Source organism: Hyphomonas chukchiensis (assembly GCF_000682695.1).
Lineage (GTDB): Bacteria > Pseudomonadota > Alphaproteobacteria > Caulobacterales > Hyphomonadaceae > Hyphomonas > Hyphomonas chukchiensis.
In genome coordinates, this window is record NZ_AWFG01000041.1 from 200,038 (window position 1) to 216,107 (window position 16,070).

Here is a 16,070-nt window from a genome sequence, read left to right on the forward strand (position 1 = left end):
TCGACGCGACGGCGCCTTGTTTGCGTGCCAGATTGGCCCCCAATGGACCTTCGACTCACCCTGTTCTGCGTATTCCTGGCCCTTTCTGCGTGCTCGGCAGAGCCGTCTGCGGCCCCGTCTGGGCCCGGCCTTCTGCCACCGGGCGCGGCGGGCATCGACCTGTCGCATCATAATGGCGCGGTGAACTGGGACTTGCTTGAGGGGGCCGGGATCGACTTCATCTATCTGAAGGCAACCGAAGGGCGCGACTGGACGGATGCGGATTTCCAGCAGAACTGGATCGAGGCAACGCGGCGGGGCTATGCCGTCGGGGCCTATCACTTCTATATATTGTGCAAGCCGTGGGAGGCGCAGGCGGTGAACTTCATCCGCGCGGTGGAAGTGCGTGACGGGACGCTACCGCCGGCGGTGGACCTGGAGTATGCCCATAATTGCAAGCCGTTCCGGGACGCGGCCGGAACAAAGGCCGAGCTGCGGGCCTTTCTGGACAGGCTGGAAGCGGAATATGGCGCGGTGCCGGTGCTCTACACGACAAAGGAATTCTACACCGACTGGATCGCCGGATCCTTCGACCGCTATCCGCTGTGGATACGCAGTGTCGAGGGCGCGCCGGACATGCCTTACGCCATCTGGCAGCATTCGATGCGGGGCAAGGTGGCGGGCGTGAAAGGCGACGTGGATTTGAACCGGGCTGCTGAATGACCGCTCAGTCGAAATCGACCAGAATGCCGAAGTGATCGCTTCGGGCCCTGCCGGAGGCGTCTTTCCGGTCGAGGGCGCGAACATGAGTGGGGCGCAGGTCGCCGCGTGTAGCGACATGGTCGATGGTCATGTCGTCGAGTGGAGCAAGTGAACCGCGTGTTACCACGTCCAGACCGGTGAGGGCTGCTTCGAGTTTCTCGTAAGATTTGTGAGGGCCCCAGGCTCTCGGCATGCGGCGGTTATAGTCGCCTGCAACTATCAGGGGATGCAGGTGGCTGAGGGCGTCGAGGGCGGGGCCAAGCTGGTCGAGGAATAATTCGTGCTGCTTCCACGGCTGAGTCTTTTCACCGGGAGGCGACGTCGGTGCCATGTGCCATGGAATGCAGATGCCGAAACAATAGACTGCGCGTCCGTCAATCTCGGTCTTGCCGAGCACGGCGCCGCCAAGATCGGCGAGTGAGGGGGGCAGGGGTATGTCCGTCCATGGCGCCTTGCTCCAGATCAGGACCAGCCGTTCGCTGTCGGTCTTGGGCCCGACACCGTATCCGCGATGTGACAGGACATGGCCGCCCAGGGACTCAAGCGAGGAGAGGTGGGCTTCCGTCAGGACGACGAGGTCAGGCTGGAGCGAGTGTATCTCGGAAACAAGAGACGCGGCCTGCCACGTGTGCGGGCCGCGTCTCTCTATGTTCCAGTTGATCAGGCGCATAAGCGCGTGAGCAGCCTAGTTGCGGGCCTTGTCGACCAGGCGGTCGTTCTGGGCCCAGTGCATCATGCCGCGCAGTTTTTCGCCGACTTCCTCGATGAGGTGGTCGTTCATGCGGGCGCGCTTGGCGTGGAAGCTTGGAGCGCCGGCCTGGTTCTCGAGAACCCAGTTGCGGGCGAACGTGCCATCCTGGATGTCGGTGAGGACGCGCTTCATCTCGGCCTTGGTTTCCGAGTTCACGATGCGCGGGCCGGAGACGTATTCGCCGTACTCGGCCGTGTTCGAGATCGAGTAGTTCATGTTGGCGATGCCGCCTTCATAGATCAGGTCGACGATCAGCTTGGTCTCGTGGAGGCATTCGAAATAGGCCATTTCAGGCGCGTAGCCGGCTTCGACCAGCGTTTCGAAACCTGCCTTGATCAGCTCGACGATACCGCCGCAGAGGACAGCCTGTTCGCCGAAGAGGTCGGTTTCGGTTTCTTCGCGGAACGAGGTCTGGATGACGCCGGCGCGCGTGTTGCCGATGGCTTTCGAGTAGGAGAGCGCAACGTCTGTTGCCGAACCGGTGGCGTCCTGATGGACGGCGATCAGGCCCGGCAGGCCGAAGCCCATCTGGTATTGCGCGCGCAGCGTGTGGCCCGGGCCCTTTGGCGCGGAGAGCGACACGTCAACATCGGCGCGGGGACGGATGAGGTTATAGTGGATGTTGAAGCCGTGGCCGAACATGATGTGCTGGCCGGCGCGCAGGTGCGGTTCGATCTCGTTGGCGAAGAGGACGGCCTGCTTCTCGTCGGGAACGAGGATCATCAGCACGTCAGCCCATTTCGTGGCTTCTTCGACCGTGGTGACTTCGATGCCTTCGGCTTCGGCTTTCTTGCGGCTGGCCGAACCTGCAGCGAGGGCGACCTTGAGCTGCTTCACGCCGCTATCGCGCATGTTCAGGGCATGGGCGTGGCCCTGGCTGCCATAACCGACGACTGCAACTTTCTTGTTCTGGATAAGGGAAAGATCCGCATCCTGCTCGTAGTAAACTTTCATTGGCTTCAAAAAGCTCCGCTTTGGGGTGGGGGTTGATTGGAAGGGTGAGTATTCAGCCGGCGTTGCAGACCCAGCTGTCGCTGAAATTGGCGACGCCGATGATTGTCTGGTTGAGCCGGGCGATCTCGTCAGAGGCGCGGGCGTGGCGCGAGAAGTGCCGCGTGCCTGCCTCTGTTTCGACCGTTGTGATGATGTCGTGCGTATCGAGGAGAAGAACGACGCGTTTCGAACCGTCCGGATTGACCTGGATGTCCTCACGCGCGCCATATTCGGGCAGCGTCTGGGACGCCGCAGATTTCAATTCGTTGGCGATGAGCTGCGAGACGTCGGCCGGAATGTTCGTGCCGAGTGTGCAAACAGGGACACGGGTACGCTCGCTCTCGTCGCCGGGCACGGTGCGGGCTTCCAGCCAGTAATTGGGCAGAGCGCCGATCACGTCATAGATATAGGCCGTGCCGGAAGGCGAGGCCGTATCGACCACGCGCACGACGGGACGCGGGGCGGTCGCGGAGCGGCTTTCTGAACGGGCAACGAGCTGGGCAGCGCGATCGATATCGCATTGCAGCTGTGCGCTCTCGGCATCGCCTGCGAGCGCCAGCGCCGTGCCCGCCACTTTCGGGCGGCAGCTTTCCGGAGTTTCTTCTGCTGCACTGGCAGCCCCTGCAACAAGGAGGGCCGACAGGAGCAGAAGGCCGAGCCTGCTCATCCCTGTTCCTTTCCCCGTTTGATCGAGAGAACGCCTGTACGGCTGACTTCGACGAGGCCGAGCGGGCGCATCAGGTCGATGAACTGGCTGATCTTGTCGGACGCGCCGGTGAGTTCGAAGATGAAGCTCTCGTTCGTGGTGTCGATGACGCGGGCGCGGAAGATTTCGGCGATGCGCAGGGCCTCGACGCGCACTTCGCCCGTGCCGGCGACCTTGATGAGGGCCAGCTCGCGCTCGATGCCGCGCTTGGACTTGGTGATGTCGATCACTTCGCCGACGGGAACGATGCGCAGCAGCTGGGCCTCGATCTGTTCGAGGATGTGCGGTGTGCCCTGCGTGACGATGGTGATGCGCGAGCGATGCTGGCTGGCATCGACTTCGGCGACCGTCAGGCTGTCAATGTTGTAGCCACGTCCGGAGAACAGGCCGACGACGCGGGCGAGAACGCCCGGCTCGTTGTCGACGAGTACGGCAAGCGTGCGCCGTTCGACTTCCTCATCGGCATGCGAGAGGAAATAGGCGGATTTGGGATTTCCGGGGGCGCCGCTGGTGCCGTCGCTCATTGTTTCGTCTCCGTTTGGCTGCCCGGCACGCTGGATGTGTCGAGGACGATGCCGGGTCTGCGCGTTTCAAGGCGGGCTTTCAGCGCCTTGGCGCGCGCGATGGCATCGCGTCGGTTTTCATGGGTCTGGTCATTATAGCGCTCAACGATCTTGTCGAGTCGGCGCGGATCAAGGTGGGCCTGCAGTTCCGACACCATGAGGCGGCGGCAGTCATCGATGAAGTCTGCGCTGTTATCGCCGGTCGGACCGCCTTCGCGGGTCATGGATTCCAGCTCGAAATAGGCCCACATCACGGCATCAAGGATGGGCGGACGGTGGCCGCGATAGGCGCCGTCCTTGTCCACGCCCTTGTTATCGGCATCGAGATTGGGGAAGAACATGCGGCCGCGCTCGACAAGTGCCGAGAGGCTGATCAGCTGGCTGGTCTTGCCACCGATGAAGCTGCCCTCATTGGCCTGCAGGTGGCGCGTGCGGGCGAACATGGCGGCCCGGCCGAGGGCATCAATGGCGTGATTGCCCCATTCGAGGCTGGCGGCATCGATGCTCTGGCGCAGGCGTTCGGTCTGCAGGCGGCGCTGGCGGCGGGTTTCGGCGCGGGAAGCGAAGGCGCTGACGAGGGCGACGAGCGCAGAGCCGAGCGCGATCACCACATCAAGGTGTTCGCGAAGCAGGGCGAGGATCTCGCTCGTACTCATGTCTCGGTCCGTCCCATAACCCAATGCCTGTCCGGTCATCAGACCAGCTTCTTCCCGGCGTCGCTGACTTCGTTACCAGTTATCTCGCCGAGGATCATCTCATTATGCGCAGAGCCCGAGGGAATCATGGGCAGGCAGTTCTCGGCCTTTTCGACGCGGCAATCGAACAGGACCGGGCCGTCATGGGCGATCATTTCCTTGATCTTGCCGTCGAGTTCGGCCGGGTTGTCGCAGCGGATGCCATGGCCGCCGAGCGCTTCGGCCAGTTTGACGAAATCCGGGATGCTCTCTGAATAGGAGTGCGAATAGCGCTCGCCGTGCAGCAATTCCTGCCACTGGCGGACCATGCCCATCCATTCATTGTTCATGATGAAGACCTTGACCGGCAGGCGGTGCTGAACGGCGGTCGAGAATTCCTGCATCACCATCTGGATCGAGGCTTCGCCGGCAATGTCGATGACCAGCGCGCCCGGATGGGCGACCTGGATGCCGACGGCCGCCGGCAGGCCATAGCCCATCGTGCCGAGGCCGCCACTGGTCATCCAGCGGTTAGGCTCCTCGAAATGGTAGAACTGGGCGGCCCACATCTGGTGCTGGCCGACTTCGGTGGAGATATAGGTCTCGCGGTCCTTGGTCAGTTCATAGAGGCGCTGGACCGCATATTGCGGTTTGATCACCGTGTCGGAGTTCTTGTAGGCAAAGCAGTTGCGGTCGCGCCATGCGGTGATCTGTTTCTTCCAGGCGGACAGGTCGGGGCGCTTGCCCTTGCGTTTCGCCAGCTCTTTCAGGATCGCTTCCAGTGTGGCGGCGCAGTCGCCGACGACAGGCACGTCAACGCGGACGATCTTGTTGATCGAGGAGGCGTCGATGTCGATGTGAACCTTCTTGGAGTTTGGCGAGAAAGCATCGACCCGGCCGGTGACGCGGTCGTCGAAACGGGCGCCGACGCAGATCATCAGGTCGCAGTCATGCATGGCATGGTTGGCTTCGTAGCTGCCATGCATGCCGAGCATGCCGAGCCAGTCCGGGTGCGAGGCCGGGAAGGCGCCGAGGCCCATCAGCGTGGACGTGACGGGGATGCCGGTCACGGCCTGCAGTTCGCGCAGCAGTTTCGAGGCGCGGGGGCCGGAATTGATGACACCGCCACCGGTATAGAAGACCGGCGAGGAAGAGGTCATGATGAGATCGACAACGGCGGCGACTGCATCCGCGTGGGGCTGGGTCTGCGGCTTGTAGGTCGATTTGTGGATACCGTCCTTGCCGATATAGGTGCCGGTTGCGAACTGGACGTCCTTCGGGATGTCGATCACGACCGGGCCGGGGCGGCCGGATGTGGCGATCAGGAAGGCCTCGTGCATGACGCGGGCGAGGTCGTTCACGTCGGTGACGAGGTAATTGTGCTTGGAACAGGTGCGGGTGATGCCGACCGTATCGCATTCCTGGAAGGCATCCGTGCCGATCAGGTGGGTCGGGACCTGGCCGCACAGGACGACCATGGGAATGGAGTCCATCATCGCGTCGGTGATGGGCGTGACCATGTTGGTGGCGCCGGGGCCGGACGTGACGAGCGCAACGCCGCATTTGCCGGTGGAGCGGGCATAGCCTTCGGCGGCATGGCCAGCGCCCTGTTCATGGCGCACGAGGATGTGGCTGATGTCAGGCGCCGAGAAGAGCGCGTCATAGATGGGAAGCACTGCACCGCCCGGATAACCAAAGAGCGCGTCTACACCCTGCTCACGAAGCGCCTCGATGACAATCTCGGCGCCCGTCATAATGCGGGGCTCTGTCGGTGCCGGGTTAGCGGCGCGCGTCTTGGTCTTTGTGGCAGTGGTCATTGGGGCTCTCGGACTGTGTGGGAAATTCGGGCTAGGGCTGAAATGAAAAAGGGCCCCCTGAGGAGACCCTTATGTGCGCGCATCCGCAATCGACTGTATGATCAGTCGACTACGGATGCCTAATAACGAGTACTAGTGATGTGCGCACGGTGCGTTTCCTCCAACGTCGGGCTCAGGAATAATCTGCCTCTTTGACCGTGTCAATCTCCCTATAAAGGGCATGAATGACCCTGAGGCGGTTTTCCGGCTCCGGTGAGGGTATTCTCGGCCAGAAGGGGAACTGCCTGCCGATCCAGGTGAACTGCCTCTTTGCATAGCGGCGTGTATCGCGCTTGGCGTTCTCGGCGGCGAGTTCGGCGGTGATCTCACCGCGGGCAAAAGCGGTGAGCCAGGGCATGCCGTGGGCCTTCATGGCGGGGAGTTCGGGGTCGAGGTTGCGTGCCATCAGCGCGCGGGCCTCGTCCATGGCGCCCTGCATCAGCATGCCTTCGAAGCGCCGGTCGATCTTCTGGTAGAGGCGCGCGCGAGGCGGGGTGAGGGCAAAACCGATCCATTCGCCGTCATTCAGGACAGGCGGCTGGCGCTCGTCATGGAAATGGCCGAGGGGCCGGCCCGTGGCCAGCCAGACCTCATAGGCCCGCGCCAGGCGCTGGCGGTCGCCTGTGCCGAGCCGTTCGGCGGTCTCGGGATCGACGGGGGCGAGGCGGTCGCGCAGGCCTTCGGCGCCTTCGGCCTCGGCAATGGCACGCACTTCGGCGCGGATGTCTTCAGGCACGGGCGGGATGCTGGAGAGGCCCTGTGTCAGCGCCAGCAGGTAAAGGCCGGTGCCGCCCACAAGGATGGCGCGCTTGCCTTTCAGTTCCACCCGCTTGATCTCGCGGCGGGCCTCTTCCAGCCAGTCACCGGTGGAATAACGCGTTGCCGCATCGACATGGCCGAAGAGATGGTGTTCGACACCATCCATCTCCTCTGCGTCGGGCCGGGCGCTGATGACACGCAGGTCCCTGTAAACCTGCATGGAATCAGCATTGATGACCTCACCGCCCAGCCGCCGGGCGATGGCGATGGCGAGGGCGGTCTTGCCGCTGGCGGTTGGGCCGTGAATGAGGATTGCCGGATGCATGCTCTAGACCTAAGGGCTAGTCGGGTAAGTTGGAAGACACCAAGAGACGGAATAACATGAGCCAGAACCCGGATAAGTCCCGCAATTTTTTTGCTGCAACTGCTGTCGCGGCGCCATCCCGTACCGATCTGGCAGCAGAACTGGGTGAAATACTGGTGTCAGCGGGCGTGCAGGATGCGCAGCTGCGGATATTGGCGAACGGGACACCCTGGCAGGCTTGCGAGTATGTTTTTGCGGCGTCCGAGGCGGACGTTGAGGGACTTCTTGGACCGTTCAAGGCCCTTTCCGGGGTGGATGTGGCCCTTTTACCGGTCGAAGGGCGGCGCAAGCGGCTGCTGATCTCGGACATGGACTCGACCATCATCGGGCAGGAATGCTTGGACGAGCTGGCGGACTTTGCCGGCCTCAAGGCCGAGGTGTCGGCGATCACCGAGCGGGCGATGCGCGGCGAGCTGGATTTCGAGGGCGCGCTGACGACGCGGGTGGGCATGCTGAAGGGGCTGGAGCTGTCTGCGCTGGAGGCCGCCTATAAAGAGCGCATCACGCTGAACCCGGGTGCCAGGACGCTGACGGCGACGATGAAGGCAAATGGCGCACATGCGGTGCTCGTGTCGGGCGGGTTCACCTTCTTCACGTCCCGCGTGGCGGTGGCGTCGGGCTTTGATGCGCATCGCGGGAATACGCTGGTGGATGATGGCGCGGCCCTGACCGGCGAAGTGGGCCGGCCCATTCTCGGGCGCGAGGCGAAGCTGACGGCGCTCGACGAGACGGCGGCAGTGCACGGCCTTGCACGCGCCGATGCGCTAGCCCTGGGTGACGGGGCAAACGACCTCGACATGATCCGTGCAGCGGGGCTTGGCATTGCCTACCATGCCAAGCCGATTGTCGCCGAGCAGGCGACGGCGGCCATCCAGCACACGGACCTGACGGCAGCGCTGTTCTTCCAGGGCTATGCAGCGGACGAGTTCGTCACCGGCTGAGCCTGCCCGTTTTCAAGGCCATTTGCGTGCATTTCGCTTCAGGAGCGAGCCAGCCTGACTGTTTGATGTGCAGATTTGTCCCATTTAACGGGGCTTGAATAATAATCGTTGCACCACAACGGGGCCCCGTTGCGTACTGCACGCATTCCAGCGGGTGAGGTCAGTAGAGTTTTTGCCAGAAGCCCGCCCACATCCCAGAGGGCAAATGCAATGAAAAATCCTGACTATGACCAGTTGATCTCGCCATCCCGGCGTAACCTGATGAAATTTGCCGGCGTGGGTGCGCTCGGTGCAGCAGCCGGTCTGGCCGCCTGTTCCGACAGTGCCAGCGCGTCGGCGCCAGCGACTGCCGCGGCGGCCAAGGTTACCGCACCGGCCGTCAATCCGGACGGCATCGCGATCATGTCGGCCAACGAGAACCCGTATGGCCCGTCGCCGATGGCTGTTGAGGCCATGTCGAAAGAGCTGAACAACCTCAACCGTTATGCCTATCCGCTGACACAGGCTTTCGCCGAGAAAGTGGCCGCCCGTGAAGGCGTGCTGCCGGAGCAGGTTCTGGTGACCAATGGTTCCTCGCCAATCCTGGCGGCCTTCTCTGACTATGTGAACGTCAAGGGCGGCGAGATCGTCACCTCGGCGATCACGTATGAAGGCGTTCCGCGCGTTGCCGAGCAGGCCGGCACGAAAGTGGTCTACATGCCGCTGACGCAGGACCTCGGCTACGACCTTGAGGCGATCTCTGCCGCCATCGGTCCGAACACGGGCGCGGTTTACATCTGTAACCCGAACAACCCGACCGGCCGCACGATCGAGCCTGCCAAGCTGAAAGCCTTCATCGAAGACGCTTCGGCCAAGGTGCCGGTCTTCATCGACGAAGCCTATATGGACATGGCCGACGACTATCCGGCTGGCGTGATGAGCGAGTTCGTTTCGGCCGGTAAGCCGGTGATCGTGGCGCGCACATTCTCCAAGATCTACGCAATGGCCGGCCAGCGTCTCGGCTATGGCATCATGCCTGCCGACATGGCGATGGCGATGCGCAAGACGGGCCGTCTCTCGTCGGTCAACCATCTCGGCCTGGTGGCCGGCATGGCGAGCCTCGACGACAAGGCCTATTTCGATGACATGCGCCTCAAGATGATCAAGGGCCGCGAGAAACTGATCGCCATGGCGAACGATCTCGGTCGTCCGTATGCGCCAAACCCACAGGGCAACTTCATCTACATGGACCTCGGCATGAACAACCAGGAGTTCGCCGACAAGATGCTCGAGAAGGGCGTCAAAGTGGTTGGCTCGCGCTGGGCAGACAAGCCGGAATGGACACGCATCTGCGTTGGCCTCGATCACGAGATCGAAAAGTGTCACGCCGCTGCCAAGGAAATCCTCACAGCCATCTAGGCTGTGACCGACTGAACGAGGAAAGGCGCCGCTGTTGGAGCGGCGCCTTTTTCATTTGGGCGTTTGATTATTTCCTGGTCAGCTCAATCGACAGGAACTGGTCGAACCAGCCGGCATCGCCCCGGCGCTTGACGCGCAGGAGGAGGGGCTGCTGCGGCGTGGTCATGGCTGTTTCCACGCGCGACACGGTATCGGTGACCGAGGCGACCTTGTTGAAGTTCACTTCCACGATCACGTCGCCGCGGTTGAGCTTGCCGAAGGAGCGCCCGCGCGCGCTGACGCCTGTGACGACGACGCCATCAACATCTTTCGGGATACCGAAGCGGCGGCGGATATCGTCATCGATGGCGGCAAGCTCGGCGCCGAGATCATTGCTGCTGGCCGGACCATCGGGGAGGGTGTTGGCCGGTGCGCTCTCTTCATCATCCTGCAATTCGCCGAGGGTCACCGAGATCGTGCGGGCCTTGCCATCGCGGATGATGGAGAGCGGCACGGTCTTGCCGATCGGCTCGTCGGAGATGAGGCGGGTCATTTCGCGCACGCTGGAAATGGCCTGTCCGTCGAAGGCGAGGACGAGATCGCCGACTTCGAGCTTGGCCTTGTCGGCCGGGCCGTCATCGGTGATGCGGGTGATGATGACACCGCCCTTGCCCTTGGCCTTGTAGGCCTTGACGAGGGCTTCGTCTGCATCCTGAACGTTCACGCCGAGCCATGAGCGGCGCACCTTGCCATGCTCGATCAGCTGCTGCGAGATGCGCTTCACGAGGTTGGACGGCACGGAGAAGCCGATGCCGACCGAGCCGCCGGTTGGCGAGATGATGGCTGTGTTCACGCCGACGACTTCGCCGCCGAGATTGAACAGGGGGCCGCCGGAGTTGCCCCGGTTGATGGCCGCGTCGGTCTGGATGAAGTCATCGGAGCGGCCGGAATTGAGATCGCGGTTGCGGGCCGAGATGATGCCGGCGGAGACCGAACCGCCAAAGCCGAACGGGTTGCCGATGGCGATGACCCAGTCGCCGACTTCGGCATGGTCGCTGTCGGCGAGATCCACGAAGGGCAGGGGCGTGTTGCTCTTGACCTTGAGCACGGCAATGTCGGTGTCGCGGTCGCGTCCGATCAGCGTGGCTTCAAGCACGCGGCCGTCAGAGAAATTGACCTCGATCTCGTCGGCATTGTCGATGACGTGATTGTTGGTGATGATGATGCCATCCGCGCTGATGACGAAGCCGGAGCCAAGCGAGCCCTGGCGCTGGAAGCCATCCTCGTCGCGGCCGAAGAATTCGTTGAAGCGCTCCATGGGCGACCCTTCGGGGAAGGTCGGCAGGCCGTTGGGCGCAATTGTCTGCTGGGTCGAGATGTTCACCACGGCGGGCATCAGGCGCTTTGACAGCTCGCGAAGGCTGCTCGGCTGCACTTTCTGGTCCACGCCTTCGACACGTTGCGACAGGCTTTGCTGAGCGAAAGCCGGCAGCCCGGAGGCAAGGATGAAACCAAGGGCGGCGAGTGCCGGAATGCGCATGTGAGAGGAGGCTCCTGAGGATCGGATGTTGCTCGTATCCTGAGCAGTATGGCGCTTTGCGCCCCTGTTGCAACAGGGTCAGATGCCTCTGACTGCAAAGACAACCAGAAGGGCGCCGAGCACGGCCGAGGCCAGACCGGCAAAGGCCACGTCACGGCTGGACATTTCAGACAGCCGTGCAGCCATGCGGCGCATGAAGTCGGGGGCGACCGCGTAGATCGCCCCCTCCAGAAAGAACCATAGACCGGCCGCAGCCAGTATCAGGTAAAGCTTGGACACGCGCCCCGTTTCCTAGCGGGAACCGCCATTGACGCGGGCGCTTTCGATGAACTCGTCACAGATGCCGAGGCTCTTGGGGGCCACGATGATCTGCGTGCCTTCCTGGATCGCCTTGTCACAGGCAATCAGGGCGCGCTGGAAGCGGAAGAATTCCGGGTCCTTGTTGTAGGCGTTGGCATAGACTTCAGTCGACTTGGCATCGCCTTCACCGCGGATTGTCTCGGCCTGCTCGCGGGCCTGGGCCTCGATAACCGTTTTCTCGCGGCTGGCCTGGGCGCGGATAAGGCGTGCCTTTTCCTCACCTTCGGCACGGATGCGCTGGGCTTCCTGCAGACGGGCCGATTGCATCCGGCTGTAGACGCCTTCGGCCACTTCGGTTGGCAGGTCAGCCTGGCGGATGCGGACGTCGACAATGTCGATGCCATCCTCGGTCAGCTGGGCGTTCACCCGCTCCCGGATACGGTCCATCAGCTGGGAGCGCTGGCCGGAAATGATTTCCGGCACCGGCACGTCGCCCAAGGCTTCGCGGATGTTCGAGTTGGTGATCTGTTGCAACTGGCGGGCGGCAGCCGTCTCGTTGCGGAAACGCTGGTAGAATTTCAGCGGATCCTTGATGCGCCAGCGGACGAAGGCATCGACCGTGAGGCGGCGCTGGTCGGAGGCCAGCACTTCGATATTCTCGATATCAAGGCCGATATTCTTCTTATCCAGCTTTTCGATCTGCTGGAACATCGGGATCTTGAAGTAGAGGCCTGCCTGGTCCTGGCCCGGCGCGTTGAACACCTGTTTGGGCTCGCCGACCTGCAGCATCAGGGCCTGTTCGTCCTGACGGACGACGAAGAATGAATTCATGAGCACCAGAAGTACGGCGCCCGCGATGATGATGGTTAGCCATCCAAAAGTACGCATTATTGCTGCCCTCCGTTCGTGGACCGCTGCGTTCGTTCCAGCGGCAGGTAGGGAACGGCGCCGGAGTCCTGATCCATGATCAGCTTGTCGGAGCGCTCCAGCACTTTTTCCATGGTTTCAAGATACATGCGCTCACGCGTGACGCGTGGGGCCTTGCGGTATTCCTCGTAGATCTGTTCGAAGCGTGAGGCCTCACCCTGTGCGTCGGCGAGGACCTGGTCGCGATAGGCTTCCGCTTCCTGCAGGATGCGCTGGGCGCTACCACGGGCTTGCGGCACGACTTCGTTGGCGAACTGGGTGGCCTGGTTGATATTGGTTTCGGCGTCCTGTTCGGCGACGTTCACGTCGTTGAAGGCCTCGATCACCTGTTTCGGTGGATCCGACCGGTCGATCGTGACGGCGAGGATTTCGATACCGGCGCGATAATCATCGAGCAGGGCCTGGATCTGTTTGCCGACTTCCGTCTGCACGACATCACGTTCGGTCGTGATCACGCCCTGGAGGCGCGTTTTGCCGACGACTTCACGCATGACCGATTCGGCGACCTGTTCGACGGCTTCCGAGGGGTTCTTGACGTTCAGGATGAAGTTTTCCGGGTGTTCGGAGTTGACCTTCCAGAAGACGGAAAACTGGATATCGACGATGTTTTCGTCCTGCGTGAGCATCAGGCTTTCTTCGAGATTGTTGCCGATCCGCGTTTCCTTACGGTTTTCGACCTCGACGAGAACATGTTCCTCGATAGGGGCAGGCAGGTGAAAGTGCAGGCCGGGCCCGAAATTGGTCTGCCATTTGCCGAAGCGGAAAACGGCCGCCTGCTGGGTCGGATCGACCATGACGACGCTTGTGGACAGCCAGCCAAGCAGGGCAATACCGACGAGGACGACAAAGCCGAGCGGGCCGAAATTCGGGCCTGTTCCGCCGCCGCCGCGACGGCGTCCACCGCCGCCACCATTGCCATTCGAGCGTTTTCGGAAGCGCTCCTGCATCCGTTTCATCTGTGCTTCGAGGTCGTTATTATTGCCCCCGCCGCCGCCAGGGCGCGTCCATGGCGAGCCACCATCCTTGGCAGGCTCGTCGTCGGATCCGCCGCCCCATGGGCCGCTGGATTTGTTCTTGTCATCCCAGGGCATAGCCCCTCCTGTTGGTTTCGTAGGCTTCTATATAGTGTCTTGCGTGATATGTGCATGCCTCAATCCGGGCTTCAAGGACGCAGGAGTCGCAGAAAGTGTTTGGTTCGAAGGAAAAATCCCGCCGGAAACTGGCCGGGCAGGTGCGCGACGCCCTTGGTGCGCCGGACTGGCTGGAGTCGGTCGACGTGGATGATTCGGGGCGTGCAATCCTCGTATTGCTTGCAGATCCGGCCGATCAGGCGGGCGCTGAGGCGCGCCGGATCGAGGCCGAAGGACGGGCGGAACTGGTGCCCGGCGTGCGGGCTGTAACCAGCATCCTGACCGCCCAGGTAACGGCACCTGCTCACAAGCATGTAAAGCTCGAACCGGCCCCTCGGAGGGTGTCCAAGGGGGCACGCCTGTCTGATGAGGCGATGCAGCAGGGCGCGCCGACGCAGGGTGGCAGTATACCCAGGATTGCCGGAATCGACCGGATTCTGGTTGTGGCGAGCGCCAAGGGCGGGGTGGGCAAGTCGACCGTTGCGGTCAATCTCGCTGCCGCCATGGCCAAGGCGGGCATGAAAGTCGGCCTGCTGGACGCAGATGTGTACGGGCCGTCGATCCCGACCATGCTGGGCATGCAGGACGCGCAGCCGGAGACGGCGGCGTCGAAGAAACTGGTGCCGGTTGAGGCGCACGGGATGAAGACGCTGTCGATCGGCTACCTGTCTGACCCGGATGCGCCAATGATCTGGCGCGGGCCGATCGTGATGTCGGCGATTGCGCAGATGCTGAATGATGCCGAATGGGGCGAGCTGGACGTGCTGGTGATCGATACACCGCCGGGCACGGGCGATGCGCAGCTGGCGATTGCCCAGCGCGTGCCGGTGACGGCCGCGATCATCGTGACGACACCGCAGGAAGTGGCGCTAGCCGATGTGCGGCGCGGGGCGGCGATGTTTACGAAAACGGCCGTGCCCGTGCTTGGCATTGTCGAGACGATGAGCTGGTTCGAGGACCCGGCGGGCAACCGCCATTACCTGATGGGCGAGGGCGGCGGCGCGGCCATGGCGACGACGCTGGGCCTGCCCCTGCTGGGGCAGATCCCGATGCTGCAGACAATCCGGGAAGGCGGCGATTCAGGCAAGCCGGCGGCACTGGGCGGCGGCGAACCGGGGCGCATTTTCCACGAACTGGCGCGCACCGTGGCCGTTGGCCTCGATACTCTGGAAACGAAGCCCGCCCCCGAAATCATCTTCGAGGACTAGGTTGCATGACGGCCGTATCAGCGGCCGCCATGTGATGTGGTCAAAAGCCGCTGGCCTCAGACCTGCGCAAAGCCACCATCGACGAACACTTCACCGCCCGTCATGAAGCTGCTGTCGTCGGAGGCGAGGAAGGCTGCAACCGCCCCCGTTTCCGACACCTCGCCGATGCGCCCAAGCGGCGTCGAGGCGCCCATCTCCCTCATGGCGTCTTCGCCCACCTCGGTGAAGGCGAGTTCCGTCGCAGTCGGGCCGGGCGAGAGAATGTTCACCCGGATGCCCGTGCCCTTGAGGTCCAGCGCCCAGCTGCGGGCGAGGTTGCGGATCGCCGCCTTGGACGCGCTGTAGATGCTGAAGGCGGGCGTGCCCATGACGCCGGTGGTTGAGCCGGTCAGGATGACCGAGCTGCCCTTGCGCAGCAGCGGCAGCGCCTTCTGAACGGTGAATACGGTGCCGCGCACATTGATGTTGAACGTCTTGTCGAAATGCTCCGGCGTGATGTCGCCGAGGGCCGCGACCTGGCCGGTGCCGGCATTGGCGAACAGCACGTCAACATGGCCCTTGCCGGCCTTCACGGTATCGAACAGCCGGTCGAGATCGGCGAGGTTCGAGATGTCGCCCCGCACGGCCTCGGCATTTCCAGCGCCGAGTTCGGCGACCGCTGCGTCGAGCTTATCCTGACGCCGGCCGAAGAGGTAGACGAACGCGCCTTCCTCAACGAAGCGCTTTGCGGCGCCGAAGCCGATGCCCGTGCCGCCACCGGTGACGACGGCGATTTTTCCTTCAAGTCTCTTCATCTCTAGAACTCCTCTTGCTGGTGAGGGCTCTAGCTATGAGGTGATAACCTATGGACAAGTATGCACCTTTTGGTAAGTACCCATAAATGTCGTTACAATCCACTGATACGCCCGTCTTCAGCTGTGGCCTTGATGCGTCGCTGCGCATTGTCGGCGGCAAATGGAAGCCGCTGATCCTGTACTTCCTGTGCGGGGGGCCGAGCCGGTATGGCGAACTGAAGCGAGCCGTTGCCGGCGTAAGCGACAAGATGCTGATCCAGCAGCTGAAAGAGCTGGAGGCGCACGGCATGGTTATCCGCAAGGACTATGGGGAAATACCGCCACGGGTGGAGTATTCCCTCAGCCCCATGGGCCGGAGCCTCGGCGATGCGTTGAAGCCCCTGTGTGTCTGGGGCGAACAGAACGCGGGAGAGATTGCCGCTGCGCTACGGCCCGGGAGCTGACAG

The 16,070-nt window shown here is 62.7% G+C and carries 17 protein-coding genes; 5 read left to right on the forward strand and 12 right to left on the reverse strand.

What is annotated here, in order from left to right:
* The first annotated feature begins 42 nt into the window (after window positions 1–42).
* Complete coding sequence (locus HY30_RS13555; RefSeq protein ID WP_051615479.1) at window positions 43–702, forward strand: GH25 family lysozyme; 660 nt, start codon at window positions 43–45, stop codon at window positions 700–702.
* 4 nt (window positions 703–706) lie between these two features.
* Here HY30_RS13555 and HY30_RS13560 read toward each other — a convergent pair whose 3' ends face one another.
* The 7 genes from HY30_RS13560 to miaA form a co-directional block, all read right to left on the reverse strand.
* Window positions 707–1,411 carry an endonuclease/exonuclease/phosphatase family protein gene (locus tag HY30_RS13560; protein ID WP_034741458.1) on the reverse strand — a complete coding sequence of 235 codons (705 nt, stop codon included), beginning with the start codon at window positions 1,409–1,411 and terminating at the stop codon, window positions 707–709.
* Between the two features lie 15 nt (window positions 1,412–1,426).
* Complete coding sequence (gene ilvC, locus HY30_RS13565) at window positions 1,427–2,446, reverse strand: ketol-acid reductoisomerase (RefSeq protein WP_034741460.1); 1,020 nt, start codon at window positions 2,444–2,446, stop codon at window positions 1,427–1,429.
* Between the two features lie 52 nt (window positions 2,447–2,498).
* Window positions 2,499–3,152, reverse strand: coding sequence for a hypothetical protein (locus tag HY30_RS13570; RefSeq protein WP_034741464.1), 654 nt, complete (start codon window positions 3,150–3,152; stop codon window positions 2,499–2,501).
* Window positions 3,149–3,715: an acetolactate synthase small subunit gene (gene ilvN, locus HY30_RS13575; RefSeq protein ID WP_034741467.1), complete on the reverse strand. Its 567-nt coding sequence runs from the start codon at window positions 3,713–3,715 to the stop codon at window positions 3,149–3,151. The genes HY30_RS13570 and ilvN overlap by 4 nt, the downstream gene beginning before the upstream one ends.
* Window positions 3,712–4,410 carry a hypothetical protein gene (locus HY30_RS13580; protein WP_155839342.1) on the reverse strand — a complete coding sequence of 233 codons (699 nt, stop codon included), beginning with the start codon at window positions 4,408–4,410 and terminating at the stop codon, window positions 3,712–3,714. The genes ilvN and HY30_RS13580 overlap by 4 nt, the downstream gene beginning before the upstream one ends.
* 38 nt (window positions 4,411–4,448) lie before the next feature.
* Entirely contained in the window at window positions 4,449–6,245 is a 1,797-nt protein-coding gene (locus tag HY30_RS13585) for an acetolactate synthase 3 large subunit (protein ID WP_034741474.1), read from the reverse strand.
* A 172-nt stretch (window positions 6,246–6,417) separates the two neighbouring features.
* The gene (gene miaA / locus HY30_RS13590) at window positions 6,418–7,368 is read right to left on the reverse strand and encodes a tRNA (adenosine(37)-N6)-dimethylallyltransferase MiaA (RefSeq protein WP_034741477.1); all 951 of its coding nucleotides are present in this window, start codon (window positions 7,366–7,368) and stop codon (window positions 6,418–6,420) included.
* 56 nt (window positions 7,369–7,424) lie between these two features.
* Between miaA and serB the strand changes: the two genes are divergently transcribed.
* Window positions 7,425–8,348: a phosphoserine phosphatase SerB gene (gene serB / locus HY30_RS13595; protein ID WP_081812243.1), complete on the forward strand. Its 924-nt coding sequence runs from the start codon at window positions 7,425–7,427 to the stop codon at window positions 8,346–8,348.
* A gap of 210 nt (window positions 8,349–8,558) precedes the next feature.
* The gene (locus HY30_RS13600) at window positions 8,559–9,746 is read left to right on the forward strand and encodes a pyridoxal phosphate-dependent aminotransferase (RefSeq protein WP_034741480.1); all 1,188 of its coding nucleotides are present in this window, start codon (window positions 8,559–8,561) and stop codon (window positions 9,744–9,746) included.
* A 67-nt stretch (window positions 9,747–9,813) separates the two neighbouring features.
* Here the strand turns inward: HY30_RS13600 and HY30_RS13605 are convergent, their stop codons facing one another.
* The 4 genes from HY30_RS13605 to hflK form a co-directional block, all read right to left on the reverse strand.
* Window positions 9,814–11,265: a Do family serine endopeptidase gene (locus HY30_RS13605; RefSeq protein WP_051615480.1), complete on the reverse strand. Its 1,452-nt coding sequence runs from the start codon at window positions 11,263–11,265 to the stop codon at window positions 9,814–9,816.
* 78 nt (window positions 11,266–11,343) lie between these two features.
* A complete protein-coding gene (locus tag HY30_RS13610) occupies window positions 11,344–11,544 on the reverse strand; it encodes a DUF2065 domain-containing protein (RefSeq protein WP_034741483.1) in 201 nt (66 codons plus the stop codon).
* Between the two features lie 12 nt (window positions 11,545–11,556).
* On the reverse strand, window positions 11,557–12,453 hold the full coding sequence (gene hflC, locus HY30_RS13615) for a protease modulator HflC (protein WP_034741486.1): 897 nt from the start codon (window positions 12,451–12,453) through the stop codon (window positions 11,557–11,559).
* Window positions 12,453–13,583, reverse strand: a complete 1,131-nt coding sequence (hflK, locus tag HY30_RS13620; protein ID WP_034741489.1) for an FtsH protease activity modulator HflK — start codon at window positions 13,581–13,583, stop codon at window positions 12,453–12,455. Before hflK ends, hflC begins: the two co-directional genes overlap by 1 nt.
* A 95-nt stretch (window positions 13,584–13,678) precedes the next feature.
* On the opposite strand from hflK, the gene HY30_RS13625 reads away from it, so the two are divergent.
* Window positions 13,679–14,830: an Mrp/NBP35 family ATP-binding protein gene (locus HY30_RS13625; protein WP_034741493.1), complete on the forward strand. Its 1,152-nt coding sequence runs from the start codon at window positions 13,679–13,681 to the stop codon at window positions 14,828–14,830.
* Window positions 14,831–14,886: 56 nt separating this feature from the next.
* On the opposite strand, the gene HY30_RS13630 is transcribed toward HY30_RS13625, so the two are convergent.
* Complete coding sequence (locus tag HY30_RS13630; protein WP_034741496.1) at window positions 14,887–15,624, reverse strand: SDR family NAD(P)-dependent oxidoreductase; 738 nt, start codon at window positions 15,622–15,624, stop codon at window positions 14,887–14,889.
* Between the two features lie 86 nt (window positions 15,625–15,710).
* Between HY30_RS13630 and HY30_RS13635 the strand changes: the two genes are divergently transcribed.
* A complete protein-coding gene (locus HY30_RS13635; RefSeq protein ID WP_034741499.1) occupies window positions 15,711–16,067 on the forward strand; it encodes a winged helix-turn-helix transcriptional regulator in 357 nt (118 codons plus the stop codon).
* The last annotated feature ends 3 nt before the right edge of the window (window positions 16,068–16,070 follow it).